The organism is Phycicoccus endophyticus (genome assembly GCF_011326735.1).
Taxonomy (GTDB): domain Bacteria; phylum Actinomycetota; class Actinomycetes; order Actinomycetales; family Dermatophilaceae; genus Phycicoccus; species Phycicoccus endophyticus.
The window spans coordinates 1-25,799 of record NZ_JAANCN010000009.1 but is presented as its reverse complement, the minus strand read 5'-3'; the positions used below and the strand labels follow the sequence as shown (position 1 = coordinate 25,799).

Annotated in this window: 23 protein-coding genes; 11 read left to right on the top strand and 12 right to left on the bottom strand. The window is 74.9% G+C overall.

Translation table 11 applies throughout. From position 1 onward, the window contains the following. The first annotated feature begins 15 nt into the window (after positions 1-15). The 3 genes from G8D98_RS10900 (at position 16) to G8D98_RS10890 (ending at position 3,605) form a co-directional block, all read left to right on the top strand. Positions 16-810, top strand: a complete 795-nt coding sequence (locus G8D98_RS10900; RefSeq protein ID WP_229661903.1) for a carbohydrate ABC transporter permease — start codon at positions 16-18, stop codon at positions 808-810. A 75-nt stretch (positions 811-885) separates the two neighbouring features. After that, complete coding sequence (gene xylB, locus G8D98_RS10895) at positions 886-2,304, top strand: xylulokinase (RefSeq protein ID WP_166102931.1); 1,419 nt, start codon at positions 886-888, stop codon at positions 2,302-2,304. Between the two features lie 38 nt (positions 2,305-2,342). Next, on the top strand, positions 2,343-3,605 hold the full coding sequence (locus tag G8D98_RS10890) for a saccharopine dehydrogenase family protein (protein WP_166102928.1): 1,263 nt from the start codon (positions 2,343-2,345) through the stop codon (positions 3,603-3,605). Between the two features lie 6 nt (positions 3,606-3,611). Here G8D98_RS10890 and G8D98_RS10885 read toward each other — a convergent pair whose 3' ends face one another. Beyond that, positions 3,612-4,766, bottom strand: coding sequence for a flavin-containing monooxygenase (locus tag G8D98_RS10885; protein WP_205859764.1), 1,155 nt, complete (start codon positions 4,764-4,766; stop codon positions 3,612-3,614). Positions 4,767-4,861: 95 nt separating this feature from the next. Here G8D98_RS10885 and G8D98_RS10880 point away from each other — a divergent pair, with 95 nt between their 5' ends. Next, entirely contained in the window at positions 4,862-5,290 is a 429-nt protein-coding gene (locus tag G8D98_RS10880; RefSeq protein ID WP_166102925.1) for a pyridoxamine 5'-phosphate oxidase family protein, read from the top strand. A 63-nt stretch (positions 5,291-5,353) separates the two neighbouring features. Here G8D98_RS10880 and G8D98_RS10875 read toward each other — a convergent pair whose 3' ends face one another. The 4 genes from G8D98_RS10875 to G8D98_RS10860 are packed head-to-tail and all read right to left on the bottom strand — an operon-like array spanning position 5,354 to position 9,197. Then, positions 5,354-6,313, bottom strand: a complete 960-nt coding sequence (locus G8D98_RS10875) for a 2-hydroxyacid dehydrogenase (protein WP_166102922.1) — start codon at positions 6,311-6,313, stop codon at positions 5,354-5,356. Next, on the bottom strand, positions 6,310-7,146 hold the full coding sequence (locus tag G8D98_RS10870) for an SDR family NAD(P)-dependent oxidoreductase (protein WP_166102918.1): 837 nt from the start codon (positions 7,144-7,146) through the stop codon (positions 6,310-6,312). Before G8D98_RS10870 ends, G8D98_RS10875 begins: the two co-directional genes overlap by 4 nt. 22 nt (positions 7,147-7,168) lie before the next feature. Next, entirely contained in the window at positions 7,169-7,966 is a 798-nt protein-coding gene (locus G8D98_RS10865; protein WP_166102915.1) for a crotonase/enoyl-CoA hydratase family protein, read from the bottom strand. A 4-nt stretch (positions 7,967-7,970) separates the two neighbouring features. After that, positions 7,971-9,197 (bottom strand): MFS transporter, encoded by a 1,227-nt coding sequence (locus G8D98_RS10860; RefSeq protein WP_229661887.1) that lies wholly within the window; start codon positions 9,195-9,197, stop codon positions 7,971-7,973. A gap of 156 nt (positions 9,198-9,353) precedes the next feature. Here G8D98_RS10860 and G8D98_RS10855 point away from each other — a divergent pair, with 156 nt between their 5' ends. After that, on the top strand, positions 9,354-9,815 hold the full coding sequence (locus tag G8D98_RS10855) for a DUF2231 domain-containing protein (RefSeq protein WP_166102912.1): 462 nt from the start codon (positions 9,354-9,356) through the stop codon (positions 9,813-9,815). A gap of 12 nt (positions 9,816-9,827) precedes the next feature. Here the strand turns inward: G8D98_RS10855 and G8D98_RS10850 are convergent, their stop codons facing one another. Both G8D98_RS10850 and G8D98_RS10845 read right to left on the bottom strand, forming a co-directional pair. Then, positions 9,828-11,807: a YhgE/Pip domain-containing protein gene (locus G8D98_RS10850; RefSeq protein ID WP_166102909.1), complete on the bottom strand. Its 1,980-nt coding sequence runs from the start codon at positions 11,805-11,807 to the stop codon at positions 9,828-9,830. Beyond that, positions 11,804-12,436, bottom strand: coding sequence for an ATP-binding cassette domain-containing protein (locus G8D98_RS10845; RefSeq protein ID WP_166102906.1), 633 nt, complete (start codon positions 12,434-12,436; stop codon positions 11,804-11,806). Before G8D98_RS10845 ends, G8D98_RS10850 begins: the two co-directional genes overlap by 4 nt. 76 nt (positions 12,437-12,512) lie before the next feature. Between G8D98_RS10845 and G8D98_RS10840 the strand changes: the two genes are divergently transcribed. Then, positions 12,513-13,133: a TetR/AcrR family transcriptional regulator gene (locus G8D98_RS10840; protein WP_166102903.1), complete on the top strand. Its 621-nt coding sequence runs from the start codon at positions 12,513-12,515 to the stop codon at positions 13,131-13,133. Positions 13,134-13,172: 39 nt separating this feature from the next. Further along, on the top strand, positions 13,173-15,257 hold the full coding sequence (locus tag G8D98_RS10835; RefSeq protein ID WP_166102901.1) for an NAD(+) synthase: 2,085 nt from the start codon (positions 13,173-13,175) through the stop codon (positions 15,255-15,257). 3 nt (positions 15,258-15,260) lie between these two features. On the opposite strand, the gene G8D98_RS10830 is transcribed toward G8D98_RS10835, so the two are convergent. Continuing rightward, on the bottom strand, positions 15,261-15,764 hold the full coding sequence (locus G8D98_RS10830; RefSeq protein WP_166102898.1) for a GNAT family N-acetyltransferase: 504 nt from the start codon (positions 15,762-15,764) through the stop codon (positions 15,261-15,263). Positions 15,765-15,800: 36 nt separating this feature from the next. Here G8D98_RS10830 and G8D98_RS10825 point away from each other — a divergent pair, with 36 nt between their 5' ends. After that, entirely contained in the window at positions 15,801-16,613 is an 813-nt protein-coding gene (locus G8D98_RS10825; RefSeq protein ID WP_166102896.1) for an HAD-IIA family hydrolase, read from the top strand. Between the two features lie 27 nt (positions 16,614-16,640). Here G8D98_RS10825 and G8D98_RS10820 read toward each other — a convergent pair whose 3' ends face one another. Further along, positions 16,641-18,356: an aminotransferase class V-fold PLP-dependent enzyme gene (locus G8D98_RS10820; protein ID WP_166102893.1), complete on the bottom strand. Its 1,716-nt coding sequence runs from the start codon at positions 18,354-18,356 to the stop codon at positions 16,641-16,643. 114 nt (positions 18,357-18,470) lie between these two features. Here G8D98_RS10820 and G8D98_RS15360 point away from each other — a divergent pair, with 114 nt between their 5' ends. Further along, positions 18,471-19,118, top strand: a complete 648-nt coding sequence (locus G8D98_RS15360; protein ID WP_187566631.1) for a TetR/AcrR family transcriptional regulator — start codon at positions 18,471-18,473, stop codon at positions 19,116-19,118. Positions 19,119-19,147: 29 nt separating this feature from the next. Then, on the top strand, positions 19,148-21,736 hold the full coding sequence (locus G8D98_RS10810; RefSeq protein ID WP_166102890.1) for an MMPL family transporter: 2,589 nt from the start codon (positions 19,148-19,150) through the stop codon (positions 21,734-21,736). Between the two features lie 15 nt (positions 21,737-21,751). On the opposite strand, the gene G8D98_RS10805 is transcribed toward G8D98_RS10810, so the two are convergent. Continuing rightward, positions 21,752-22,681 carry a LysR family transcriptional regulator gene (locus G8D98_RS10805; RefSeq protein WP_166102887.1) on the bottom strand — a complete coding sequence of 310 codons (930 nt, stop codon included), beginning with the start codon at positions 22,679-22,681 and terminating at the stop codon, positions 21,752-21,754. A gap of 80 nt (positions 22,682-22,761) precedes the next feature. Between G8D98_RS10805 and G8D98_RS10800 the strand changes: the two genes are divergently transcribed. After that, positions 22,762-22,929 (top strand): hypothetical protein, encoded by a 168-nt coding sequence (locus tag G8D98_RS10800; protein ID WP_166102884.1) that lies wholly within the window; start codon positions 22,762-22,764, stop codon positions 22,927-22,929. A 24-nt stretch (positions 22,930-22,953) separates the two neighbouring features. On the opposite strand, the gene G8D98_RS10795 is transcribed toward G8D98_RS10800, so the two are convergent. Further along, the gene (locus G8D98_RS10795; RefSeq protein ID WP_166102882.1) at positions 22,954-23,649 is read right to left on the bottom strand and encodes an exonuclease domain-containing protein; all 696 of its coding nucleotides are present in this window, start codon (positions 23,647-23,649) and stop codon (positions 22,954-22,956) included. Then, positions 23,646-25,517: a putative nucleotidyltransferase substrate binding domain-containing protein gene (locus tag G8D98_RS10790; protein ID WP_166102879.1), complete on the bottom strand. Its 1,872-nt coding sequence runs from the start codon at positions 25,515-25,517 to the stop codon at positions 23,646-23,648. Before G8D98_RS10790 ends, G8D98_RS10795 begins: the two co-directional genes overlap by 4 nt. Positions 25,518-25,799 lie beyond the last annotated feature (282 nt).

Below are 25,799 nucleotides of genomic sequence, written 5' to 3'. Positions count from 1 at the left end.
GAGCCCCGGGCCGCGATGCTGCTCACGGCCGCCGCCTGGCTCGCCGGGATCCTCTTCGCCCTGCCCGTGGCCTGGATGATCCTCACGTCCTTCCACGGCGAGACCGACGCGGCGAAGAACCCGCCGGACCTGTTCGCGCCGCTCTCCCTCGAGGGCTACCGGACCTTCTTCGACGCCGGGCCGTGGCCGCCGCTGCTCAACTCGCTCACGGCGAGCGTGCTCTCGACGGTGCTCGTCATCGTCCTGGCCTTCCCGGCCGCGTACGCCCTGTCCATCCGGCCGGTCAAGGCCTGGACCGACGTGCTGTTCTTCTTCCTCTCCACCAAGATGCTGCCGATCGTCGCGGGCATCCTGCCGATCTACCTGTTCGCCCAGGCCAGCGGGCTGCTCGACAACATCTGGCTGCTCGTCATCCTCTACACGTCGATGAACATGCCGATCGCGGTGTGGATGCTGCGCTCCTTCCTCGCCGAGGTCCCCGTCGAGATGCTCGAGGCCGCCCAGGTCGACGGCGCCGGGCTCGCGACGACGCTGCGCAAGGTCATCGCACCCGTCGTCATGCCCGGGATCGCCTCCGCGGCGCTCATCTGCTTCATCTTCAGCTGGAACGAGCTGCTCCTGGCCCGCGTGCTCACCTCGACCGTGGCCCAGACGGCACCGGTCTTCCTCACCGGGTTCGTCACGAGCCAGGGGCTCTTCCTCGCGAAGGTGTGCGCGGCGTCGTTCGTCGTGTCCCTGCCGGTCCTCGCCGCGGGCTTCGCCGCCCAGGACAAGCTCGTCCAGGGGCTCTCGATGGGGGCCGTGAAGTAGGTCGCCCCGAGCCCCGGCGCGGCTGGGCTTTTGACAGGATGAGCAGGAGCCAACGCCGACCACCGGAGGACCAGGATGACCGACCGCCCACTCGTCGCCGGGGTCGACACCTCGACCCAGTCGTGCAAGGTCGCGGTGTGCGACGCCGAGACCGGTGAGGTGGTGCGGATGGGTCGCGGCAGCCACCCGGACGCCACCGAGGTCGACCCCGCGCACTGGTGGAGCGCCTGGGAGGAGGCGACCGCCGACGGCCTGCTCGAGGGCGTCGCCGCGCTCGCCGTCGGCGGCCAGCAGCACGGCATGGTGCTGCTCGACGACGCCGACGAGGTGGTCCGCCCCGCGCTGCTGTGGAACGACACCCGCTCGGCCGGCACCGCACGCGACCTCGTCGCCGAGCTCGGCGGCCCCCAGGCCTGGGCCGACGCGGTGGGCATCGTCCCGCTCGCGGCGATCACGGCCGCCAAGCTGCGCTGGGTCCGGGACGAGGAGCCGGAGTCGATGCAGCGCGCCGCGCGGGTGGTGCTCCCGCACGACTGGCTGACCGGCCGGATCCTCGCCGCCGGTGGCGGGTTCACGGAGTGGACCACCGATGCCGGCGACGCGTCGGGCACGGGGTACTTCTCGGCCGCCACCCGCGAGTACCGGCCCGACCTGCTACGCCTGGCGGCCGGCCGTGACCTCGGCGTCCCACGGGTCGCCGGGCCCGCCGAGATCGTCGGCCGGACCCGCGAGGGGCTCGCGCTCGCGGCGGGGACCGGGGACAACATGGGCGCCGCGCTCGGGCTCGGCCTGCGCCGCGGCGACGTCGTGGTCTCCCTCGGGACGAGCGGGACGGCGTTCGCCCGCCACGACCACCCGACGGCCGACGCCCGCGGGTTCGTCCAGTCCTTCGCCGACGCCGAGAACGGCTTCCTGCCCCTCGTGTGCACCCTCAACGCGGCCCGGGTCCTCACCGCCGGCGCCGCGATGCTCGGGGTCGACCTGCCGGGGCTGGACCGGCTGGCGCTCGCCGGCGAGCCCGGGGCCGGCGGGCTCACCCTGCTGCCGTTCCTCGACGGCGAGCGCACGCCGAACCTGCCCGAGGCCACCGGCGCGATCCAGGGGCTGACCCGCGCCAACGCCACCCCGGAGAACCTCGCCCGCGCGGTCGTCGAGGGCATGCTCCTCGGGCTCGCGAGCGCGGTGGACGCCGTCCGTGACGCCGGCTGTCACGTCGAGCGAGTGCTGCTCATCGGTGGTGCGGCGAACTCGGCCGCCGTGCAGCAGGTGGCCCCCGACCTCCTCGGCGCACCGGTGGCCGTCCCCGCCCCCGGCGAGTACGTCGCGGTGGGCGCCGCCCGGCAGGCGGCGTGGGCGCTCTCGGGCGCGGCGGCGGCCCCGGAGTGGTCGGTCCCCGTCGAGGCGACCGCCGAGCCCTCGGCGCCCGAGCGCGGCGCCGAGGCCAAGGCGCGCTACGCCGAGGTCCTCGCGAGCACCTACCCGACGTCCGCCTGACCCCCGGCCCGGGTGGCGGGCGCGGGTAGGTTGACCGGATGAGCGACCTCGACCTCGTCCTCGTCGGCGCCAGCGGGTTCGTCGGCCGGCTCACCGCCCGTCACCTCGCCGAGCACGCCCCCGCCGGGCTGCGGGTCGCCCTCGCCGGGCGCTCGCGCGAGCGCCTCGAGGAGGTCCGCGTAGAGCTGCCCGGCGAGGCGTCCGACTGGCCACTGGTCGTGCTCGACGTGCTCGACGAGGACGCGGTCGCCGACCTCGCCGGGCGCACCCGCGTCCTCGTCACGACGGTGGGCCCCTACGACAGGTACGGCCGGGCGCTCGTCGCTGCGTGTGCGCGAGCCGGGACGCACTACCTCGACCTGACCGGCGAGGTCCTCTTCGTCCACCACAGCGTCACCACCCACCACGCGACCGCGCAGCGCACCGGTGCCCGCATCGTCCACGCCTGCGGGTTCGACTCGGTGCCGAGCGACCTCGGGGTCCTGCTCTGCGCCGATGCCGCCTGGGCGGACGGCGCCGAGCTCGCCACCACCCGGCTCGCGGTGCGTCGGATGAGCGGCGGCTTCAGCGGCGGCACCGTCGACTCCGTCCGGGGGCAGGCCGTCGCGATGCGCGCCGACCCGCAGGCGCGTCGGGTCGCCGCCGACCCGTGGGCCCTCGCCGAGGGCGGCCGGCCGGCGGGGCCGAGCGCCACCCCGTCGACTCGGCGCACCGGCCTCGCCGGGCTGGGTGCGCGCCTCACGAGGTCCTCACCGGTCCGCCGCGAGCCGGAGACGGGCCACTTCACCGGGCCGTTCGTCATGGCCGCCTTCAACACCCGCATCGTGGCCCGCTCCGCCTCGCTGCTGCACTACGGTGCCCGGTTCCGCTACGCCGAGTACACCGACTACGGCCCCGGTCCGCGGGGTGCGGCCGTCGCCGGTGCCGTCTCGGCCGGCCTGCTCGCCGTCCTCGGTGGGCTCGCCCTCGCACCCACGCGTGCGCTGCTCGGGCGCGTCCTGCCCTCACCCGGCGAGGGCCCGAGCCCGCAGGCCATGGCCGCCGGTCGGTTCCGGATGGAGGTCACGGCCACGGCGAGCACCGGCGCGCGCTACCGCTCGGTCGTCGCGGCGCCGTACGACCCGGGCTACTCGGGCACGGCGGTGATGCTCGGCCAGAGCGCCCTCGCCCTCGCTGCCGAGGACCCCGGCCTGCCCGACGCGGCCGGCGTCCTCACGCCCGCGACCGCCCTCGGCCACCCCCTCGTGGACCGGCTGCGGGCCCACGGCTTCACCCTCGACGTCGAGCGCCTCGAGGCCTGAGCGGCCTCAGCCGCGGGTGACCGCCCGCGCGATCCGCTCGGCGTCGATGCGCAGCTCGCGCAGCATCCCCGAGATCGGGTTCGTGAAGCCGGTGAACCACAGCCCGGGCGCCCCCTGCGGGCTCTGCGCGCCGTGGGCGGTGGGCAGGCCTCGTCCGTCGAGCACCCCGAGATGGCCGACGAGCGGCTCGAGCCCGGCCCGGTAGCCGGTGGCGACGACCACGGCGTCGGGGGTGAGCCGGGCGCCGTCGGCGAGGGTGACCTCGGGGCCGGCGAAGGACTCCACGGCAGCGACCGGCTCGACCCGGCCGGCCCGGATGGCGCCGACGACGCCGACGTCCTGGACGGGGATGCGCCCCTCGAGCACCCGGGAGTAGAGGTCCTTGCCGGCTCGTGGCAGCCCGTACTCGGTGAGGTCGGGCTCCTGGATGCCCGAGAGCACCCCGCCGACCCGGTCCACGAACGCCGGGGGCAGCCGGCGCACCGCGATGCCGGTCGCCTGGGCGGGCACCCCGAGCCGGGTGCGCGAGAGGATGTGCGGCGGGGTCCGCACCGCGAGCCACACCCGTGCCGCACCGTGCTCGGCGAGGTCGGTGGCGATCTCGGTGCCCGTGTTGCCGGTCCCGACGACGAGGACGTCGCGCCCGGCCCAGCGCCGGCCGTTGCGGTAGTCCCGCGCGAGGACGAGCTCGCCCTCGAACCCGTCCAGGCCGGGCCAGGACGGCTCGACCGGCGTGTGGTTGTAGCCGGTCGCGACGACGACGTGCCGCGCGGCGACCGGCTCGCCCTCCGTGGTGTGCACGAGCCACCGCGACCCACCGGTCGGTCCGGCGCCGGACCGCTCGACCCGGCGCACGGTCGTCCCGAGGCGCGTCCGCAGCCGGTGGTGGGCGGCGTACTCCTCGAGGTAGCGCACGACGTCGTCCCGGGACACCCAGCGGCCAAACCGCCGGGGGATCCGGTAGCCCGGCAGGTGGGACCACCCACGGGGGGTGTGCAGATGCAGCCGGTCGTAGTGCCCCCGCCAGGACTGGCCCACCCGGTCGGCCTGCTCGAGGACGAGCGCGTCGACGCCACGCTCCCGCAGCGCCGCGGCCACGGCGAGACCCCCGGGGCCCGCACCGACGACGACGACCTGCTCGGCTGCCGTGTCCTTCGCCACGTCCCGGAGCGTACGCCGGAGGGCCTGCGCGGGGGACAGTCCCGGCGAATTCCACTACACTTCGTAGTACTCTCCCCGCGCCCCAGGAGGCCCCGATGACCGAGTCGCCCGTCGCCAAGATCGCCCCGGAGGAGGCGTGGGAGATGCTGCGCGGCAACGAGTTCGGGCGGCTGGCCTTCCACCTGGCCGACGAGGTGCACATCACGCCGATCAACTACGCGATCGACGCGCAGGACCGGATCGTCGTGCGCACCGCCGAGGGCAGCAAGCTCCTCGGGCTGACGATGAACGCCGACGTCGCCTTCGAGATCGACGAGATCGACGAGGACGAGGCCCGCAGCGTCGTCGTCCGTGGCCGGGCCCACACCCTCGAGGGGCACGAGGCCGAGGAGGTCGAGCAGCTCCCGCTGCGGCCGTGGGTGGACACCGTCAAGCTCAACGTCGTGGCGATCACCGTCGACGAGCTGAGCGGTCGGCGCTTCTCGCTGACCCGCCCGTGGCGCCACATGATCCCCGAGGACTGACCCCGACCCGCCGTGAGTGCGGAGGTGGTCGCCAGAGCGACCACCTCCGCACTCGCGGCGGGGTCAGGGGACGGGGGTGAGCGGCGCCCGGCCGGCGAGCACGGCGAGGACGTTGTCGGCCGCGAGGTCGGCCATCGCCGTGCGCGTCTCGATGGTCGCCGACCCGATGTGCGGCAGCAGGACGACGTCGTCGCGCTCGAGGAGCCCCGGGTGCACCCGCGGCTCGTCCTCGAAGACGTCGAGCCCGGCCCCGGCGAGCGTCCCGGCCTCGAGCGCGGCCGCCAGCGCGGCCTCGTCGACGACCGGGCCCCGAGCGGTGTTGACGAGGACGGCGCTCGGCTTCATCCGGGCGAGCGCGGCCGCGTCGAGCAGGTGCCGGGTCGCCGGCGTCAGGGGGGTGTGCACCGAGAGGACGTCCGCCTCGGCGAGCAGCTCCTCGAACGGCACGACCCGCGCCTCGAGGCGCCGGACCGCTGCCGGGTCGGGCTCGGACCGGCCCGAGAGCAGCACCCGCATCCCGAACGCCCGGGCCCGGTGGGCGGTCGCGAGTCCGATCGACCCCGGGCCCAGGATGCCGATCGTCTTGCCCTGCACCGAGGTACCGAGCAGGTGGAAGGTCCCCCACGGCGGCGCCTCACCGCTGCGCACCTCGCGCTCGGCCTCGGCGAGCCGGCGGGTCACCATGAGGACGAGCGCGAAGGCGATGTCGGCCGTGGCGTCGGTGAGGACACCGGGGGTGTTCGTCACCGTGACACCGCGCTCGCGGCAGGCGTCGAGGTCGACGTTGTCGTAGCCGACCGCCACGTTGGCCACGACGCGCAGCCCGGGCCCGGCAGCGTCGAGCAGCGCCGCGTCGACCCGCTGGCCGAGCGTGACGACGAGGGCGTGCGCGCCGGCGACGAGCTCGGAGAGCTCCTGCGCCGGGAGCGGGACGTCCTCGTCGCGGTAGGTGACGTCGTGCACCGCCCGGAGGCGCTCGACGGCGGTGCCCGGCAGGCGGCTCGGGACGACGACGTGGCTCATCCGACGCTCCTGGGGTCGCTCGTCCCGCGCTCGGCCCGGCGGGCCAGCCGCGCGGCCTGCGCAGCCATCGTGCGGTTGTACAGCGGGCGCAGGAACCGCTTGCCGTAGTAGGCGGCCCGCCCGGCGCGGTCGGTGAGGACGAGCGGGCGCCGCCGGTCGATGCCGTCGAGCACGGTGCGGGCGACCTCGTCGGCGTCCGCGCCGGCCCCGGTGATGAGCCGGGTGCCGATCTCCTGCATCGCCGTGTCCTTGCCCGCGAACGACGCGTGCAGGTTGGTCCTGAAGAACGCGGGGCAGACGACCGAGACGGCGATGCCCCAAGGCGCCAGCTCGAAGCCGAGGGTCTCGCTCAGCGCGACGACGCCGGCCTTGGTCGCGTTGTAGCTGCTCATCCCCGGGGCGTGGACCAGCCCGGCGAGCGAGGCGACGTTGACGATGTGTCCACTGCGCTGCTCCTTGAGCAGCGGGGTGACGGTGTGGCAGCCGCGCGCGACGCCGAGGAGGTTGACGTCGACGACGCGTTCCCAGTCGGCCATCGCCTCGACCTCGATGCGCCCGCCGGTGGCCACCCCCGCGTTGTTGACGAGCAGGTCCAGCCCGCCCCACTCCTCGCGCACCCGCGCGAGCGCGGCGTCCCAGTCCTGCTGGCTGCGCACGTCGAGCCGCTGGTAGCCGGCACCGTCGGGGAGGTCCTCGGGAGGGTCCTTCGCCAGGTCGGCGGCCAGGACGCTCTCTCCGCGCGCCGCGAGGAGGCCGACGAGCGCGCGGCCGAGCCCGGAGGCCCCGCCGGTGACGAGGACGCGACGCGGTGCGGTCGTGCGTGCGGTGGGCATCCGCCGACGATATCCCGCCGGCTCAGCGGGCCCGGGGACCGAAGGTGGGGGTGGCACCCCGCAGGGCAGCCTCGCGCGCGGCCCGCGTGTTGGCACGGGCGAGGAGGACGGCCTGCTCCACCCGCTCACGGGCGAACGTGCGCCGTGCCCCGGCGCTCCAGGTGCGCTCGAAGAGCCGCTTAGTGGCGGCGACCGAGTCCGGGGAGCGGGTGGCCACCTGCTCGAGCAGCGCCGTCGCGGCGGCCACCGGCTCGTCGTGCACCTCGCTGGCCAGCCCGAGCTCCACCGCGCGCGCGCCGCTCACGACCTCGCCGGTCATCGTCAGCCGCTTGGCGACGTCCATCCGGACCTGCTGGGCGAGCGCCTGGATGCCGCTCATGTCGGGAACCAGGCCCCACCGTGCCTCGAGCACCGACCACCGGGCGTCGGGCGTGGTCATCCGCAGGTCCGCGGCGAGTGCGATCTGCAGGCCCCCGCCGTAGCAGTGCCCGTGGACGGCCGCGACGACGGGGACGGGCAGCCGGCGCCAGGCCCAGCAGGCCTCCTGGAAGAGGTTGGTGCCCCGCCACGGTCGCGGAAGGAACGCGCGGGCGACCCGCGGCGGCTCGCTCAGCACGGCCGCGAAGTCCAGCCCGGCGCAGAAGGAGTCACCCGAGCCGGCGAGGACGACGCCTCGCAGCGTCCGGTCCCCCCGGAGCGAGCGTGCGGTGGCGACGAGCGCCTCGAGGGTGTCCAGGGTCAGGGCGTTGAGCTTGTCCGGGCGCTCGAGGCGCACCTGGGCGAGGCCACCCTCGACGGTGCAGGTGACGGTGGAGGGCATGGGCTCAGCGTACGGGCGCCGGCTCGGGGGCCGTACTGTGCGGGCCGCTCGCGACGCCCGCCCGCCGGGTGTCGCGGCGGTGGAGGAGGACCGAGGCCGCGAGCACCCCGAGGCCGAGCAGCGCCAGCCCCGCACCCACCCACGACGGCGCGGTGTAGCCGTAGCCGGCGGCGATGACGACGCCGCCGAGCCACGCACCGAGCGCGTTGGCGACGTTGAGGGCCGCGTGGTTGCTCGCGGCGGCGAGGGTCTGGGCCGCTCCGGCGACCTGCATGAGCCGCAGCTGGAGGTTGACGACGAGCACCGAGGTGAGCACCGCCGTCAGGGCGAGGGCGGGCAGCGCCAGCACCGGGTGGGGGGCGGCGAGCGCGAAGGCCGCCAGCGAGACCGCGAGGCCCAACATCCCGATGACCACCCCGCGCAGGACCGACCAGTCGCCGAGCCGCCCGGCGAGGAGGTTGCCGGCGAACCCGGAGGCGCCGAAGAGGAGCAGGACCGCGGGGACGGACGCGTCGGGCAGGCCGGTGACGCCCGTGACCGTCGGGGTGATGTAGGAGTACATCGCGAACATCCCGCCGAACCCGACCGCGCCGACGAGCAGGGTGAGGACGACCTGGAGGCTGCCGAGCGCCCCGAGCTCGGTCCGCACCGTCCGGGACCGGTCGCCCGGCAGGTGGGGCACCTGCGTCGCCACGAGGGCGACCGTGAGCAGCCCGAGGGCGCCGACCGCCCAGAAGGCGCTCCGCCAGCCGAGATGCTGGCCCAGCCAGGTCGCGGCGGGGACGCCGAGGATGTTGGCGATGGGGATGCCGAGCATCACCCGGCCGACGGCGCGGCCGGCGCGCCCCCGCGGGACGAGGTCGACCGCGACGAGCGCCGCCACCCCGAAGTACGCCCCGTGGGGCAGCCCGGTGAGGAAGCGGGCCCCGACGAGCGTGCCGAAGCCGGGGGCCAGCGCGCTCAGCGCGTTGCCCACCGCGAACGCCACCATGAGCCCGACGAGCAGCGCCCGGCGCGGCAGCGTCGCGCCGAGCGCGGCGATGAGCGGCGCACCGACGACGACGCCCGCGGCGTAGGCCGAGATCGCCCGGCCGGCCTCGGGGATCGAGACCGCGACGCCGTCGGCCACCTGGGGCAGCAGCCCCATCGTCACGAACTCGGTCGTGCCGATGGCGACGCCGCCGAGGACGAGGGCGGTGATGGCGAGGGCGGGGCGGCGGGCGTCGGGCACGAGGACTGCAAGGTCCCGGGCGCCGCCGGCATTCCGCCGCCGCCTTCGGCCATCGTCAGTTCGGCCAGCCGTGACCCGGACGTGATGCACGGGGCGCGGCGACCGGGCACAGTGGACCCAGCCGCGGAGCCTGCCGCGCCCGACGAGGAGGTCCTCGTGTTCGACACCATCGCCGGAATCCCCGTGCACGCGCTCGTCGTGCACGCCGTCGTCGTGCTCGCCCCGCTCACCGCCCTCCTGCTGCTGGCGTTCTCGGTGAGCGGACGCTTCCGGACCTGGAGCGGCTGGCTCACCCCCGCCGTCGGTGCGCTGACGACGCTCGCCGCGTTCGTCGCGGCGTCCTCGGGCGAGGAGCTCGAGCACCGTGTCGGCTCGGGCGGGCTCGTCGAGGAGCACGCCGAGCTCGGGGAGGTCCTGCCCTGGGTCACCCTGGCCGCCACGGTCGTCGCGGTCCTCCTGTGGTGGCTCTGGCGGCGCGGCACCGCCGTCGGGGCGTTCCGCATCCTCGCCGTCCTCGGGGTCCTCGCCGCGCTCGGCCTCGCCGTCGACGTCACCCTCGTCGGGCACTCGGGAGCCAAGGCGGTGTGGAGCGGCATCGGCTCCCAGCCCGCGCCGTAGCGCGCCCGCCTCTCAGGCGGCCAGCTCGGGCTTGACCCGGGAGGCCGTCCACGTCCCGGCCCGCCGCGCTGCCAGCGTCGCGAGCGCGAGGGCGCCCAGGGCCCAGCCACCGATCACGGCCACGTCGAGGGCCAGCTGGGGCAGCGGGCCGCCGTACATCAGCCGGCGCACCCCGTCGACGGCGTAGGACATCGGCAGGGCGTGGTGCAGCGGGTGCAGCGGCCCAGGCAGCGTCTGCCACGGGAAGGTGCCCCCCGCGCTCACGAGCTGCAGCACCATGAGGACGAGCGCGAGGAACTGCCCGACGACGCCGAAGCGCGCCATGAGGACGTGGATGACGGCGAGGAAGGCCGCCGAGACCCCGACCATGAACAGCACGAGCAGGACGGGGTGCGCGACGTCGATGCCGACGCCGAGGGCGACGACACCGAACGCGACGACCGCCTGCGCCGCCCCGAGCAGGGCCGGCCCGAGCCAGCCGCCGAGGGCCACCCGCCAGGCCGGCTGGCCGGCCGCGAGGGCCCGGGTGGACAGGGCCCGCATCCGGGTGAAGAGGACGAACCCGCCGATCCACAGGGCGAGGCTCATGAAGAACGGGGCGAGGCCCGCGCCGTAGCTGCCGGCCGCCGCCTCGGCGTCCCGGTCGACGGCCACCGGGCTGCCGATGGTCTCGGCCATCGCCCGCCGCTGCTTCGCCGAGGGGTCGGGGATGTCGCGGACGCCCTCGGCCAGCCCGTCGGCCAGCGTCGAGGCACCCGAGGACAGCTCGTCCAGCCCGTCGTCGAGGTCGTGGGCCCCGGAGGCGAGCCGGCGCGACCCCGAGAGCGCGTCCTGCTCGCCGTCCGCCAGCCGCCGGGCACCGGAGGAGAGCTGGGTGCTGCCGTCGGCCGCCCGGGCGATGCCGTCGGTCAGCTCGGGCGCGGCCGCGGCCAGCCGCTCGGCACCGTCGGCGACCTGGTCGGCGCCCTCGGAGAGCGTGTCGAGGTCGTCGGCGGTGGACTGCACGCGGGCGTTGGCCTCCTCGACCGGCCCGGAGAGGGCGTCCACCCGCTCGAGGACGGCCGTGCGCTGCTCCGGCGTCAGGCCCGCGTCCTGCAGGTCCTGCGCGAGCCGGCTACGGGTCTGCTTCAGGTCGGCGAGCAGGTCGTCGGTGGCGTCGGCGACCTGCCGTCCCGCCGCCGCCACCTCGGCGTCGCCCTGCGCCACCTGCCGTGCGCCGTCGGCGAGCTCGCGGGTCTGGCTCGGCAGCTCGGTGGTGCTCGAGCGCAGGGTGGCCAGCCCGTCGGCGAGGTCGTCGGCGCCGTCGGCGAGGTCGTCCGCTCCGGAGGCCAGCTGTTCCTGGCCGCCGACGAGCCGGTCGGCTCCGGTCGCGAGGGTGCCGGCGCCGTCGTGCGCCGAGGAGGCCCCCTTCGCGAGCTGGACGGCTCCGTCGGCGGCGTCGGACACCTCGGCGTGGATGTCGGCGAACCCCTCGAGGAAGCGGCTGGCCGCGGTGCTGCTCACCTGTTCGGCGACCGAGGCGGTCACCTGGCTGACGAGGGTGTTGGCGATGGTGCGCGCGAGGTAGTTGTTCGCGTCGTTGGTGCGGATCTCCAGGGTCGCCTGCCGGGGGTGGTTCGTCGCGCTGCTCGCGAGGTCGGCCGAGAACTGCGCGGGCAGGACGAGGACGAGGTCGTAGTCGCCGTCCTCGAGGCCCGTCTCGGCCCGCTCGCGCGCGACCCGTGCCCAGTCGAAGGTGCGGGCCTCGAGCAGCTCGTCGGCCACCTGGTCGCCGACCTCCAGGCGCTCACCGCCGGAGAGGGTCGTGCCCTCGTCCTCGACGACGAGCGCGGCGGGCACCTCGCTGAGCCGCCCGTAGGGGTCGTCGTTGGCGTAGAGGTAGAGCCCTCCGTAGATCGAGGGGACGAGGACCATGGCGACCAGGGCGAGGCGCCCGACCCGGCTGGCAGCGATGCGCCGCAGCTCGGTGAGCGCGAGCCGGAGCGCGGTCACGCCGCCACCACGTCCGTCGAGCCGAGCTCGGCGCCGACCGGCAGGCCGAGCTGGCGCATCGTCGCGTGGGTGAGCTGGACGACGACGGTGAGCCCGTCGGCGGCGTGCTCGGTGAGCAGGGGCCACCACCGGGTGGGGTCGCCTCCGCGGCGGTCGGGGTTGGTCACGACGAGCACCCGGGTGGCCGCCCGCTCGGCCGCGGCGGAGGTGAGCACCCGCACGCGCTCCTCGGGCGCGAGCCGCTCGAACGGCTCGCCCGCCGCGGCGAGCACCCCGTGGCGCCGGAGGAACTCGGCGACGGCGTCTCGTCCCGAGGGGCGCCCGGCGAACGCGAGCTCCTCGGCGACGACGTGGTGCAGCGCGAGCCCGTCCTCGGGCGCGGAGACCTCGGGGACGTCGACGAGCGCGACGTGCCGCTGCAGGAGGCGGGGGTCGGCGACACCGTCGAGGAGGACGCTGCCCGCGGCGAGCGGCATCCGGCCCGCGAGGGCCAGGGCGAGCGCGACCTGGCCGTAGCCGGGGTCTCCGGCGACGGGGGTGACCCGGGCCGGAGGCGCGGTGAACGACGTGGGGCGCACGAGCGGGCTACGGGTGCCGGCGACGGTCACCTCGTCGGCGACGAGCTGCACGGAGGACTCCTCGGGAGGACGGACGGGGACGGCGGTACCCAGCGGTACCGGATCGGTGGTACTGTACGGTACCGCCATGGACACCGCCACTCGGAGCACCGTCACCGCGCCGGCCGACCGGTCGACGCCGGTGCGTGAGCGGCTGACGGCGGGCCTGGCGGAGGCGGTCGCGCGCAAGGGGCTCGCCGCGAGCACGATCGCCGACATCGCGCGCCTGGCCGGCACCTCCAAGCGCACCTTCTACGAGCACTTCGCCGACAAGGAGGAGTGCTTCCTCGCCCTCTACCACGCGCGCAGCAACGAGCTCATGGCCGCCGTCGACGCCGCGCTGAGCCCCGGCGCCACCCCGGCCACCGTGCAGCTGCACGACGCCGCCCGCGCCTTCCTCACCTTCGTCACCGAGGACCGGGTGCTCGGGCGTGCCCACGTCGTCGACGTCACGACGATCGGCGAGCGCGGGGTGGCGGCCCGCCAGGAGGTCGTCGACCGGCACGCCGAGACCCTCCTGCGGATGCTCGACCAGGCACGCGCGGCGGGCACCTCCGTGCGCCGGCTCACCCACCTCGAGGCGGTCTGCGTCGTCGGAGGCCTCAACGAGGTCGCCCTGCGCGCTCTGGAGACCCCCGAGGACGCCTCCCTCGAGGACCTCGTCGAGTCCGCGTCGAGGTTCATGCAGGCGGTCGTCCTCGCCGACTGACGCGGCCGGCCGGCGCCGCCGCCGACTAGCCTGAACGGCATGGACTTCCGGAACGTCTACGCCCAGGGGTTCGCGCGGGCCGCGGCCTGCACCCTGCCGGTCGCCCTGGCCGACCCGGCCGAGAACGCCCGGCGCGTCGTCGAGCAGGTGCGGGCGTGCCACGAGGACGGCGTCGCGGTGGCCCTCTTCCCCGAGCTGTCCCTCTCCGGGTACGCCCTCGATGACCTCTTCCTCCAGGACGTCCTCCTCGACGCCGTCGACGAGGCGGTCCGTGCCGTCGCCCGCGCCACCGCCACGCTCACGCCGCTCGTCGTGCTCGGCGCCCCGCTGCGCCACGGCAACCGGCTGTTCAACTGCGCGGTCGTCATCCATCGCGGAGAGGTGCTCGGGGTGGCGCCGAAGGTGTACCTGCCGAACTACCGGGAGTTCTACGAGAAGCGATGGTTCGCCTCCGGGGCGGGTCAGCAGGGCCAGTTCCTCGTCCGGCCGCAGTGGCCCGGCGCCGACGTCGACGGCGAGATCCCGTTCGGCCCGGACCTGCTCTTCACCGCCGAGGACCTCGACGGGCTCGTCGTCCACGCGGAGGTCTGCGAGGACCTGTGGGTTCCGGTCCCGCCGAGCCACGAGGCAGCGCTGGCGGGCGCGACGGTGCTGCTCAACCTGTCCGCCTCGCCGATCACCGTGGGCCGCGCCGAGGACCGTCACCTCCTCGCGCGCAGCGCGAGCGCCAGGTGCGACGCCGCCTACCTCTACGCCGCCGCGAGCGCCGGCGAGTCGAGCACCGACCTGTCCTGGGACGGCATGACGATGGCCTACGAGCTCGGCGACCTGCTCGGGCAGTCCGAGCGCTTCCCCGACGGCCCCCGGCGCACCGTCGTCGACGTCGACCTCGACCGTCTGCGCCAGGAGCGGATGCGCCAGGGCTCCTTCGACGACACCGCGCGTGCCTACTCCGCCGACGACGCCGGCTTCCGGGTCGTGCCTTTCCGGGTCAAGGCGCCCACCGGCGACCTCGGGCTGCGACGCACCGTCGACCGCTTCCCCTTCGTCCCCGACGACGAGGCCCGCCTGGCCCTGGACTGCTACGAGGCCTACAACATCCAGGTCTCGGGGCTCGAGCAGCGGCTGCGCGCCATCGGCCGCGGGGACCCGGCCCGGGCACCGCGGATCGTCATCGGCGTCTCCGGCGGGCTGGACTCCACCCACGCGCTCATCGTCGCGGTCAAGGCGTGCGACCGGCTGGGCCTGCCGCGCGAGCACGTCCTCGGCCTGACGATGCCCGGATTCGCGACGAGCGAGGAGACGCGGGGCAACGCCGTGCGGCTCATGGACGGTCTGGGGATCGAGTGGGAGGAAGTCGACATCCGCCCGCTGGCCACCCAGCTGCTGCGCGACCTGCACCATCCGGCCGGCGACGGCGAGCCGGTCTACGACGTGACGTTCGAGAACGTCCAGGCCGGGCTGCGCACCGACGTGCTCTTCCGGACCGCGAACCACCGCGGGGGCATCGTCCTCGGCACCGGCGACCTCAGCGAGCTGGCCCTGGGCTGGTGCACCTACGGCGTCGGCGACCAGATGTCGCACTACGGCGTCAACGCCGGTGTGCCCAAGACGCTGGTCCAGCACCTGATCCGCTGGGTCGTCGCCTCCGGCGAGCTCGGTGACGCGCAGGTCGGGCAGACCCTCCTCGGCATCCTCGACACCGAGATCAGCCCCGAGCTCGTCCCGGCGAGCGAGGGGGCGCCCATCCAGTCCACGCAGGACACGATCGGCCCTTACGCCCTGCACGACTTCACCCTCTTCCACGTCCTGCGCCGCGGGTGCCGGCCGAGCCGGATCGCCTTCCTCGCCGAGCACGCGTGGCGGGACGCCGGCTCCGGCGCCTGGCCGGCCGGCTACCCCGAGCGCGAGCGCACCGCGTACGCCCTGCCCGAGATCCGGCAGTGGCTCGAGGTCTTCCTGCGGCGGTTCTTCGCCAGCCAGTTCAAGCGCTCGGCGCTGCCCAACGGGCCCAAGGTCGTCGCGGGGGGCTCGCTCTCCCCCCGGGGGGACTGGCGGATGCCCTCGGACGCCGCCGCCGCCGCGTGGCTCGCCGAGCTCGAGGAGCGAGTCCCGCGCGGGTGAGCCTCAGCCGGCGAGGGCGGTGAGGGCGGCACCGTCGAGCCGGTAGGTCGTCCACTCCCCCTGGGCGACCGCCCCGAGCGACTCGTAGAACCCGATGCTCGGAGTGTTCCAGTCGAGCACCCACCACTCCAGCCGCCGGTAGCCGCGCTCGCGGCAGACCCGGGCGAGCGCGGCCAGCAGCGCCCGGCCCAGACCGCTCTCCCGGCGCACCGGGTCGACGTAGAGGTCCTCGAGCCAGATCCCGTTGCGCCCGGTCCACGTCGAGTACGTGAGGAACCAGACCGCCATCCCCACGACCTCGCCGTCGACCTCGGCGACGTGGGCGAAGGTCGTCGGCGTGCCCTGCTCGGGGAACAGCGCGGTCCGCACGTGCTCCTCGGTGGCCTCGACCGCGTCCGGCTCGCGCTCGTACTCGGCGAGGTCCCGGACGAGCCGGAGGATGTGGGGGACGTCCTCGGGCACCGCCGGGCGGACGCCGGAGGCGGGGTGCGTCGCGTCGTGGGTCATGCGCGCGAGGCTACGCGGACCCGCCATGATGACCGCATGACCCCTGCGCGACCGGTCGAGACCTGGCTGACCGACATGGACGGCGTGCTCGTCCACGAGGAGGACCCCATTCCCGGGGCCGCGGAGTTCGTCGCCGCGCTGCGCTCGAGCGGGCGGCCCTTCCTCGTCCTGACGAACAACTCGATCTTCACCCCTCGAGACCTGCGGGCCCGTCTGGGCCGCAGCGGTATCGACGTCCCCGAGGAGTCGATCTGGACCTCGGCGCTGGCGACGGCGGACTTCCTCGCCGAACAGCGGCCGGGCGGGTCGGCGTTCGCCGTCGGCGAGGCCGGGCTGACCACCGCCCTCCACGACATCGGCTACGTCCTCACCGACCGCGACCCCGACTACGTCGTCCTCGGCGAGACCCGGACGTACTCCTTCGAGGCGATCACGACGGCGATCCGGCTCATCGAGGCCGGCGCCCGGTTCATCGCGACCAACCCGGACCCGAGCGGCCCCTCGGCCCAGGGCACCCTGCCGGCGACCGGGTCGGTCGCCGCCCTGATCAGCACGGCGACCCGCCGCCGCCCGTACTTCGTCGGCAAGCCGAACCCGCTGATGATGCGCAGCGCGCTCAACCGCCTCGAGGCGCACTCGGAGACGACGGTCATGGTCGGGGACCGGATGGACACCGACATCGTCAGCGGCCTCGAGGCCGGGCTGCGCACCGTGCTCGTCCTCAGCGGCTCGACCGGCGCGGCCGAGGTCGAGCAGTTCCCCTACCGGCCGACGCGGGTGCTGGACTCGGTCGCCGACCTCGTCCCGCTCGTCGAGCGCCTCGCCGACGGGGACGACGTCGAGGGCTGAGCCGGCACCGGCCCGCGCTGGGCCCGCTCAGCCGGGGGTCACACCGCCCACCGGCAGGTCGAACCACCGCAGCTGCTCGAAGTCGGCGGAGACCTGCCGGTCGTGCTCGTCGAGGGCCGGAGGCCGGGCGGCGGCGAGGATGCGCGCCGCCTGCGCGAGGTGCCCCGCGAGCATCTCCTCCCCGCCGGTCGCGTCCGAGCGCGGCATCGTCACGGTGCCGTCGTCGCCGTAGCGCACCGCGTCGAGGCGCAGCGGTGGCTCGACGACACCGCTGCGGTGACGCCACAGACCGCTCGCGGGCTCGAAGGTGTAGTCGCCGAGCAGCCGCCACCCGTCACGCGCCACCATCCGCACCGCCTCGACGACGTAGTCGGCGACGGTGTCGGAGATGAAGTAGTTGAAGCTCACCCGCACCCACCCCGGCTTGATCCCCTCGCACCCGCCGGTGATCTCGCGCTCGAAGGCGTGGCTGCGCTCGAGGTCGATCCCGAGCAGCCGGTGGCCGTAGGGGCCGGCGCACGAGCAGCCGCCCCGGGACTGGATGCCGAAGAGGTCGTTGAGCAGCGCGACGACGTAGTTGTGGTGCAGGTGCCGTCCACTCGGCGCCCGCACGACGAACGAGACGATGGACAGCCGGGGGGCCTCGAGGTTGCCGAGGATCTCCAGGGCCGGCTCCTGCTGCCACGCGGTGACCGCCCGGCGCAGGAAGCGCTCCTCCCGGGCGCGGATCGTCTCGACCCCGACGGCCTCCTTGAGCTGGAAGACCAGGCCGGCACGGATCGACTCGACGATCGCCGGCGTGCCGCCCTCCTCGCGGTGGGCCGGGTCGGAGAGGTAGGCGTGCTCCTCGGGGTTGACGTAGGCGACGGTGCCGCCGCCGGGGACGACGGGGACCCGGTTGGCGAACAGCTCGCGGCGGGCGGCGAGCACCCCGGGGGTGGACGGGCCGCCGATGAGCTTGTGCGGTGAGAGGAAGACGGCGTCCTTGTAGGCCAGCGGGTCCGCGCCGGGCGGCGCCGTCATCTCGACGTCGACGTAGGGCGCGGCGGCGGCGAAGTCCCAGCAGGCGAGCGCCCCGTGGCGGTGCAGCAGGGCGGAGATGCCGTAGGTGTCGCTGACGATCCCCGTGACGTTGCTCGCCGCGCTGAAGGACCCCACGAGCAGCGGCCGCCCGGCGTGCTCCTCGAGCCGGGCACGCAGGTCCTCCTGGTCGATCCGGCCGTCGGCGTCCTCGCGGATGGTCACGACGTCGGCGACCGTCTCGCGCCACGGGAGCTCGTTGCTGTGGTGCTCGTAGGGCCCGATGAACACGACGGGCCGCTCGTCGGCCGGGATCTGCCCGGAGAGCTGCCAGCGGTCCTCGAGCGCGCTCGGGACCCGCAGGCCGAGCAGCCCGACGAGCTTGTCGACCGCCCCGGTGCAGCCCGAGCCGGTGAAGACGACGACGGTGTCGTCGTCGCCGTGCACCGCGTCCTTGATGATCCGCCGGGCGTCCTCGCGCAGCCGCGTCGTCTGCAGCCCCGTCCCGCTGGACTCGGTGTGGGTGTTGGCGTACGCGGGCAGGACCTCGGCGCGGATGAAGTCCTCGACGAAGGACAGCGCCCGACCCGAGGCGGTGTAGTCGGCGTAGGTGACCCGCCGCGCGCCGTACGGCGTGCGCATGACGTGGTCCTCCCCGATGACCGACTCCCGCACGAGCCTCAGCAGTGCCTCGGCGCGCCGCTCGGCCGCGGTGCTCTCCATGCCTCCAGCGTCCCACGCCGCCGGGCCGGCCGGGTCGGGCCTCGGGGCCCACCCGGCGCCACTGCATCGTGGTGCAGATTTGCACCGGCGTGCAAGCCAGCCTACGGTGAACGGGTGCCTGGACCAGTGAGCTGCGTGACCGGCTCGCTGCGCGACCGCAAGCGCGAGCAGACCCGCCGGGCCCTCGCCCTGGCCGCCTACCGGATCGTCCACGACGAGGGGGTCGACGCGGTCACCGCGGAGGCGGTCGCCGACCGGGCCGGGGTCTCCCGGCGCACCTTCTTCAACTACTTCCCCTCCGTGGAGTCCGTACTCACCGCGAGCGTCAGCGAGTTCTTCGCCTCGCTGAGCCGCCGGCTCGAGGCCACCTCCGCGACCCTCCCCGTCCGCGACGCCCTCCTCTCGGTCGTGCAGGGCCCCTCCGACCTCGCGCTCGTCGAGCGGATCGGCGTCCTCGCCGCCGCGGGTGAGGCCTCGCCGCACGCCAGGGCGCTCATCCTCGGCGAGCTGCACGCCTGGCTCGACTGGTTCGAGGGCTGGCTGCGCGAGCGCCTCGGGCCCACGCTCTCCGAGCTGCACGTCGCCACCATCGCGAGCGCCACCGTGGGCGCCGGCGAGGCGGCCCTGCGGGTCTGGGCCCGGCACGCCGTCGACGGCTCACCCTCCCCGACGCCGAGCTTCCAGGACGGCTTCGCCGACGCCGTCCGCCTGCTCACCACCCCGCTGCTCCCCGACGCCGGCGATGCCGTCGGGTCTCGCTGACCGACCCCTGCACCCCGACCGGAGGAACCATGTCCACCGCCCTGTACCGCCTCGGGCGCTGGTGCGCCGCGCACGCCTGGCCCGTGCTCGCCATCTGGCTCGTCGTCCTCGCCGTCGCCGGTGCTCTCGCCGGCACCATCGGCCGCCCGCTGACCAGCCAGATCTCGATCCCCGGCACCGAGTTCGAGCGGGTGATCGACCAGCTCGGCACCGAGATCCCCGCCGCCGCCGGCGGGTCGGGCCGGATCGTCCTGGAGAGCGACTCGGGCTCCTTCACCGACGCCCAGCAGAAGGCGGTCGCCGAGGCGATCGACGCCTGGACGTCGCTGCCGCACGTCGAGGGCGCGACCGACCCCTTCGAGACCCAGGAGCAGATCGACGCCTCCGCCGACCAGCTGGCCGCGTCCGAGAAGCAGCTCGAGCAGGGCCGGGCCCAGCTGGAGCAGGCGCGCTCCCAGCTCGCCGACGCCCGGGCCCAGGTCGAGCAGGCCGAGGAGGCGCTCGCGCAGCTGCAGGCCGCCGCCCCGCAGGACCCGCGCATCCCGACCCTGCGCGCCCAGGTGGCCGAGGGCAAGGCCCAGATCGAGCAGGGGCAGACGCAGATCACCGAGAACGAGGCCGAGCTGGACGCCGGGCAGCAGCAGTACGAGGACGGCCTGGCGCTCCAGCAGGCCTCGGCGTCGACCCGGCTGGTCAGCGAGGACGGCCGCTACGCCGTCGTCCAGATCCAGTTCGACGACAACGCCCAGTCGATCGCGGCCGAGGACCGCGAGCGCATCCCCGAGACCGGCGACCCGATCCTCGAGGCGGCCGGCATCACCCCGGCCTACAGCGTCGAGATCACCCAGGAGCTGGAGTTCATCGGCCCCGGTGAGGTCATCGGCCTCGCCGTGGCGCTGCTCGTGCTCGTCTTCGTCCTCGGCAGCCTCGTCGCGGCCGGTCTCCCGCTGCTCGTCGCGCTGCTCGGCGTCGGGGTCGGGCTCGGTGGTGCCATGGCGTTCACCTCGCTCGTCGAGCTGAACAGCACGACGCCGGCCCTGGCCCTCATGCTCGGCCTCGCCGTCGGCATCGACTACGCGCTGTTCATCGTCAACCGGCACCGGGCGAACATCCTCCACGGGATGCCGCTGCGGCGCTCGGTGGCCCGCGCGGTCGCCACCGCCGGCTCCGCGGTGACCTTCGCCGGCTCCACGGTCGTCATCGCGCTCGCCGCGCTCGTCCTCTCGGGCATCCCGATCCTCGCCGAGATGGGTGTCGTCGCCGCCGCCACCGTCGCGGTCGCGGTGCTCGTCGCGGTGACGGTCAGCCCGGCCGTCCTGCGGCTCATGGGCACGCGGGTCATCTCCCGGCGGGGCTGGCGCCGGGCCGGGTACTCGACGCCGGGTGACGCGAGCAGCCGCCAGGGTGCGCAGGACCGGCCCGAAGAGCACGGCGGCTGGTACGTCGCCGGTGTGACCCGCCACCACTGGCTGACCATCGTCGGCGTCGTGGCGCTGCTCGGCGTCCTCGCCGTGCCGGTGCTCAGCATGCGCCTCGGCCTGCCCGACGGCGGCAGCGAGCCGACCGGGTCGAGCGCGTACGCCGCCTACACCGAGGTGGCCGACGAGTTCGGCCCGGGGATGAACGGCCCGGTCGTCGCCGTGGCCGAGCTGCCCGAGCAGGACGAGGCGCGCTCGGACGCCCAGGTGCTCTCCGAGCAGGCCCGGATCGCCACCGCCCTGGCCGACGTCGACGGCGTCGTGAGCGTCGTGCCCTTCGGCGTCAGCGACGACACGAACACGCTCGCCTTCCAGGTCGTCCCGAGCACCGGCCCCGCCGACGAGCAGACCCCCGACACCATCGACGGCATCCGCAGCGCGGCGGAGGACCTCGAGCAGGAGGACGGGACGCAGATCGGGCTCACCGGCCAGACCGTGGCGAACATCGAGATCTCCGACCGGCTCGGCAACGCGCTGCCGACCTACCTCGTCGTCGTCGTCGGCCTCTCGCTGGTCATCCTCACCGTCGTGTTCCGCTCGCTCGTCGTGCCCCTCGTGGCCACCGGCGGGTTCCTGCTGTCCGTCGCCGCCGCGTTCGGCGCCACCGTGGCGGTGCACCAGTGGGGCTGGCTCGGCGACTACCTCGGGGTCACCCAGCCCGGGCCGCTGCTGTCGTTCATGCCGATCATCCTCATCGGCGTCCTGTTCGGCCTGGCGATGGACTACCAGATGTTCCTCGTCTCGGGCATGCACGAGTCCCGCGCCCACGGTGAGGACGCCCGCTCCGCCGTCCGCTCCGGGTTCGTCCACGGCGTGCGGGTGGTCACCGCGGCGGCGGTCATCATGACGTCGGTCTTCCTCGGGTTCGCCTTCAGCCACCTGGTCATGGTCCGGCCGATCGGCTTCGGGCTCGCCGTCGGCGTCCTCATCGACGCGTTCGTCGTGCGGATGACGCTGACCCCGGCGCTCATGCACCTGCTCGGGGAGCGGGCGTGGTGGATCCCGCGCTGGCTCGACCGGCTGCTGCCCGACCTCGACGTCGAGGGCCTGCGCCTCCTGGACCACCTCGAGGCCGAGGACGCCGCGGAGCGAGCCGAGGACGAGCGCGCCGAGGCGGCCGCCGGCGGGCGCCCCGCCTGAGCGCGAGCGGCTGCCCTACCCGACGCCCGCCGGTGACCCGTACGGGTCACCGGCGGTGCGCTCGGGACGGGCGATGAGCTCCTCGAGCAGCTGGACGGCCCGCTCGACCGGCGCGGCCGAGCCACCGAGCGGACGCACCACCGCCGAGAGGTGGCGCACCGGGGCCGGCGGCGCGATCTCGACGCGGGCGACGCCCGCCGGGAGCGCCCGCGCCGCGAGCCCCGGCATGACCGAGACCCCGACACCGGCGGCGACGAACCCGATCGCCGTGTGGTGGTCCTGGGCCTGGACGCTGAACCGGGGGCGCAGGCCGACCGCCGCGCAGGCCGCGACGAGGATCCGGTGACCGACCGAGCTCGGGTGGTCGTTGCTCACCCAGGTCTCACCGCGCAGGTCGGTCAGGGCGATCCTCTCCGCGCCGGCGAGCGGGTGCTCCCGGGGGAGCACGGCGACGAACGGGTCGACGGTGAGCTCGACCCGGCGCAGCCCCGCGGGCACCGGGGCGCCCGGTGGGTCGATGACGAGGTCGAGGTCGGGCCGAGGCCCGCGCTGCTCGACCTCGTTGAGCCGCAGCTCGAGGACGAGGTCGGGGTACTCGGCCCGGAGGCGGGCCACGAGCTGGGGCATCCACGCCGAGCCGGCCGAGGCGAAGTAGCCGATCGAGAGCTGCCCCGCCCGCCCGTCCCGCAGGTCCGCCACGACCCGCTCGAGCCGGTCCCACTGGCTCATCGGCTCGTCGCTGCGGGCGTCGAGGACGAGCGCGGCCTCGGTGGGGACGATGCCCCGCCCCGACCGCTGGAAGAGGGTGAGCCCGGTCTCCCGCTGGAGGGCCGCGAGGTGCTGGCTGACGGCCGAGGAGGTCAGGCCGAGGTTGTCGGCAGCGGCCTGGACCGAGCCGCTGGCGACGACGGCGCGAAAGACGGTGAGACGGTGCGGGTCGAGCATCCACCTATCTTAAGCTCTGCTTAGCGATAGTGAAGCAAAGTCACGTTGTCCTGGATGGTTTGCGGGGTCATCATGGAGGCATGAACGCCGCAACGCTCTCCGTCCAGAAGGCGCGCGCGCTCGCTGCCAACCTGCGTGCCGCGCACGCCCCCGACCGTGGCTACGACGGCCGGGTCGACCACGACCTCGTCCGCGCGGCGCAGGAGGCACGCACTCTCGCGCAGGCCTCCGCGCCCCGCATCATCTAGCCCTCTCCGGGGCAGGACCGGCCCTCACGCCACGACGTGGCGGAGGGCCGTCGTCCGTTCCGGGGTGGCGTGCTCGAGCTCGCTGCGCTGGGCCAGGTAGAGCTCGGCGCAGGCGAGGGCGTCGGTCAGCGCCTCGTGCGCCGAGTACAGCGGCAGCCCACGACGGGCGCGAGCGGTCCACAGCCGCAGCGCCCCCGGTGCCTGCGGCGCCTCCCCGCCCCCGGGGAGCAGGCGACGCTCCAGCTCCAGGGTGTCGACGACCTCGACGGGCATCCGGGCACCCCAGAACCGTCGGCAGGCGGCGTCGAGGAAGCGCGTCTCGACCCGGGCGAAGTGGGCCAGGAGCACCCGGCCGGCGAGCGCGCCCAGCAGCTCGCCGACGACCTCCTCGAGGGGCCGCCCGGCCCCCAGCGCGTCGTCGGTGATGCCGTGGACCGTGGCGCTCTGCCCCACCTCGCCGGCGTCCCGGACGAGCAGCCGGCGGGCCCCGCCGAGGACGATGCGGTCGCCGTCGACCGGCACCCAGCCGGCCGAGAGCACCCGGTCCGAGCGGGGGTCCAGCCCCGTGGTCTCGAGGTCGAGCGCGAGAAGGGGCAGGTCCTCCAGGGGTGTCTCGCGGGACGGGGACGGCACGGCGAGGTACTCGCGCAGCGGGCCGGGGGCCGCACGCCCGGCCGCGCGCCGCCGGCGAGCCGCCACCGAGCGCCCCGGCCAGGTCACGAGACGAACTGGGTCAGGTACCGCCGCCCGAGCGCCTGCTGGGCGAACCGCACGATCGCGAAGGCCTCGCGCAGGTGGCGCTTCTCGAAGCTGGAGAGGCTGTCCGGCGCGACGAAGTTGTCGCTCACCTGCCCGGCACGCACCTGCTCGGACTGGTGGCGCAGCCGGACGTACCCGATGAACTCGAAGGCGTCGCGCAGGTCCTCGGCGAGCTCGGCGCTCAGGGCGCCACCCTCGGCCGCCGCCGCGAGCCGCGCCCGGGTGTTGACGGCCGCGGACCCGACCGCGAGCGCGTGCACCCGGGCGAGCTCGACGACCGGCAGGATGCCGCCGCGCTTGATGTCGAGGGTGTCCCGGTGCTCGCCGGCCTTCTCCAGGACGAACCCCCGGAAGAAGCCCAGCGGCGGCTCGTGGGCCCCGGCGTGCCGCGCCAGGTGGGCGAGGAAGGTCTGCGCGCCGGGGGTGGCCCGCAGCACGTGCCGCCGCAGCCGGACGAGGAGCTCCTCCTGCCCGTGGACCGCGCGCATGTCGAAGAAGATCGAGGAGTGCAGCACCGCCTCCGGCGTCGGCGCGCTCAGCCACGAGGAGAACTCCCGCTCCCACGCGGCGACCGGCTTGCGCCACCGGGGGTTGGTCGCCATCACCTCGCCCCGGCACCGCGGGTAGCCGCAGCGGACCAGCCCCTCGGTGACCCGCTCGGCGAGCGCCTCGAACCACGCCTGCCCGTCCTCGTCGAGGGCGTCGTCGACGAGCAGCGCGGTGTCCTGGTCGGAGGCCAGCGCCTGCTCCAGCCGGGCGCGTGAACCGAGCGCCACCCAGCAGTAAGGGACGGGCGGCGGGCCGAGCTCGGCCTCGGCGAGCGCGATGACGCGCCGCTCCACGGCGTCGCCGACGGCGGTGGCGACCCGCCCGATGTCGTCGGCGGAGGCGTCCTGCTCGACGAGACCCTGGACGACCCGGGGCAGCCGGGAGGCCGAGCGGGCGACCCCCTCGACGTCGGGCTGCTTGACGATGTCCCCCGCGAGGTAGACCGGGTTGGCCTCCTCGAGGCGCAGCAGGTCGGTCGTCGTGACGACCCCGGCGGCCCGTCCCTCGGCGTCGACGAGCGGGAGGTGGTGGATGTGCCGGCTCGTCATCGTCAGCAGCGCCTCGAAGGCCAGCGACTCCACCGAGGTGGTCACCGGGTCGGCCGTCATCACCTGGGCGACCGGGGCCGAGGCGTCGACCCCACCGGCGACGACGCGGGTGCGCAGGTCACGGTCGGTGAGGATGCCCGCGACCCGGCCTCGCTCCATGACGAGCACCGAGGAGACGCGCTGCTCGGCCATGACCCGCGCGGCCTCGCGGATGCTCGTCGCCGACGGCACCGACACCGGCTCGCGCGCGACGAGCTCGCGCACCGTCGTCTTGAGGATCGCCGTGCCCGACGCGGACAGCTGCAGCGCGGCGACCGCCCCCTGCATCCGGTGGCGGCGCTGGGCGTCGAAGAACGCGGCGAAGTCCGGGTGCGCGCGACACAGGGCGTGGAAGTCCTCGGCCGGCAGGAGGAGCAGCAGGCAGTCCTCGATGGCAGTGACCGCGAAGGTCGAGGGGTTGCCCTGTGTCAGGGTGATCGAGCCGAAGGAGGTGCCCGCCTCCCCCCGGTCCACGAGGGTGCCCTGGGCGTCGTGGACGTCCGCGGCCCCGGAGCGCAGGAGGACCAGGTGGTGGTTGTCCTCCCCCCGGGCGATGACCGGCGCCCCGCGCCGGACGTACCGCATCGACATCCGGGCGGGGAGGTCCTCGAGCACCGGCGCGGGCAGGCCGGCGAACGGCTCGTGCTGCGCGAGGAAGTCCCGCACCTCCGCCAGCTCCACCTCGAGCGCCATGTGCCCATGGTCCCAGCCGGGACCCAACCCCCACAACGCGTCGGTGACCTGCTGGAATGGCTGTCAGCGGGTGCCACCAGGGCGCCCCGACGGAAAGGGTGAGCAGATGAGCGACTACCCGACCGAGGGCCCGGCCGACAGCGGCGCCGGCGAGCCCGGCATCCCCGGCGAGCACGACGGCGGAGCCGACGGCGGCGCCGAAGGTCCGGCCGACAGCGGCGCCGGCGAGCCCGGCATCCCCGGCGAGCACGACGGCGGAGCCGACGGCGGAGCCGACGGCGG

Excerpts from the sequence above, each read along its gene's own strand:
- G8D98_RS10825 (WP_166102896.1), top strand. The coding sequence starts at position 15,801 with ATGACCCCTGCGCGACCGGTCGAGACCTGGCTGACCGACATGGACGGC.
- xylB (WP_166102931.1), top strand. The coding sequence starts at position 886 with ATGACCGACCGCCCACTCGTCGCCGGGGTCGACACCTCGACCCAGTCG.
- G8D98_RS10890 (WP_166102928.1), top strand. The coding sequence starts at position 2,343 with ATGAGCGACCTCGACCTCGTCCTCGTCGGCGCCAGCGGGTTCGTCGGC.
- G8D98_RS10835 (WP_166102901.1), top strand. The coding sequence starts at position 13,173 with ATGGACTTCCGGAACGTCTACGCCCAGGGGTTCGCGCGGGCCGCGGCC.
- G8D98_RS10820 (WP_166102893.1), bottom strand. The coding sequence starts at position 18,356 with ATGGAGAGCACCGCGGCCGAGCGGCGCGCCGAGGCACTGCTGAGGCTC.
- G8D98_RS10810 (WP_166102890.1), top strand. The coding sequence starts at position 19,148 with ATGTCCACCGCCCTGTACCGCCTCGGGCGCTGGTGCGCCGCGCACGCC.
- G8D98_RS10865 (WP_166102915.1), bottom strand. The coding sequence starts at position 7,966 with ATGCCCTCCACCGTCACCTGCACCGTCGAGGGTGGCCTCGCCCAGGTG.
- G8D98_RS10840 (WP_166102903.1), top strand. The coding sequence starts at position 12,513 with ATGGACACCGCCACTCGGAGCACCGTCACCGCGCCGGCCGACCGGTCG.
- G8D98_RS10830 (WP_166102898.1), bottom strand. The coding sequence starts at position 15,764 with ATGACCCACGACGCGACGCACCCCGCCTCCGGCGTCCGCCCGGCGGTG.
- G8D98_RS10805 (WP_166102887.1), bottom strand. The coding sequence starts at position 22,681 with ATGCTCGACCCGCACCGTCTCACCGTCTTTCGCGCCGTCGTCGCCAGC.
- G8D98_RS10790 (WP_166102879.1), bottom strand. The coding sequence starts at position 25,517 with ATGGCGCTCGAGGTGGAGCTGGCGGAGGTGCGGGACTTCCTCGCGCAG.
- G8D98_RS10900 (WP_229661903.1), top strand. The coding sequence starts at position 16 with ATGCTGCTCACGGCCGCCGCCTGGCTCGCCGGGATCCTCTTCGCCCTG.
- G8D98_RS10800 (WP_166102884.1), top strand. The coding sequence starts at position 22,762 with ATGAACGCCGCAACGCTCTCCGTCCAGAAGGCGCGCGCGCTCGCTGCC.
- G8D98_RS10875 (WP_166102922.1), bottom strand. The coding sequence starts at position 6,313 with ATGAGCCACGTCGTCGTCCCGAGCCGCCTGCCGGGCACCGCCGTCGAG.
- G8D98_RS10870 (WP_166102918.1), bottom strand. The coding sequence starts at position 7,146 with ATGCCCACCGCACGCACGACCGCACCGCGTCGCGTCCTCGTCACCGGC.
- G8D98_RS10880 (WP_166102925.1), top strand. The coding sequence starts at position 4,862 with ATGACCGAGTCGCCCGTCGCCAAGATCGCCCCGGAGGAGGCGTGGGAG.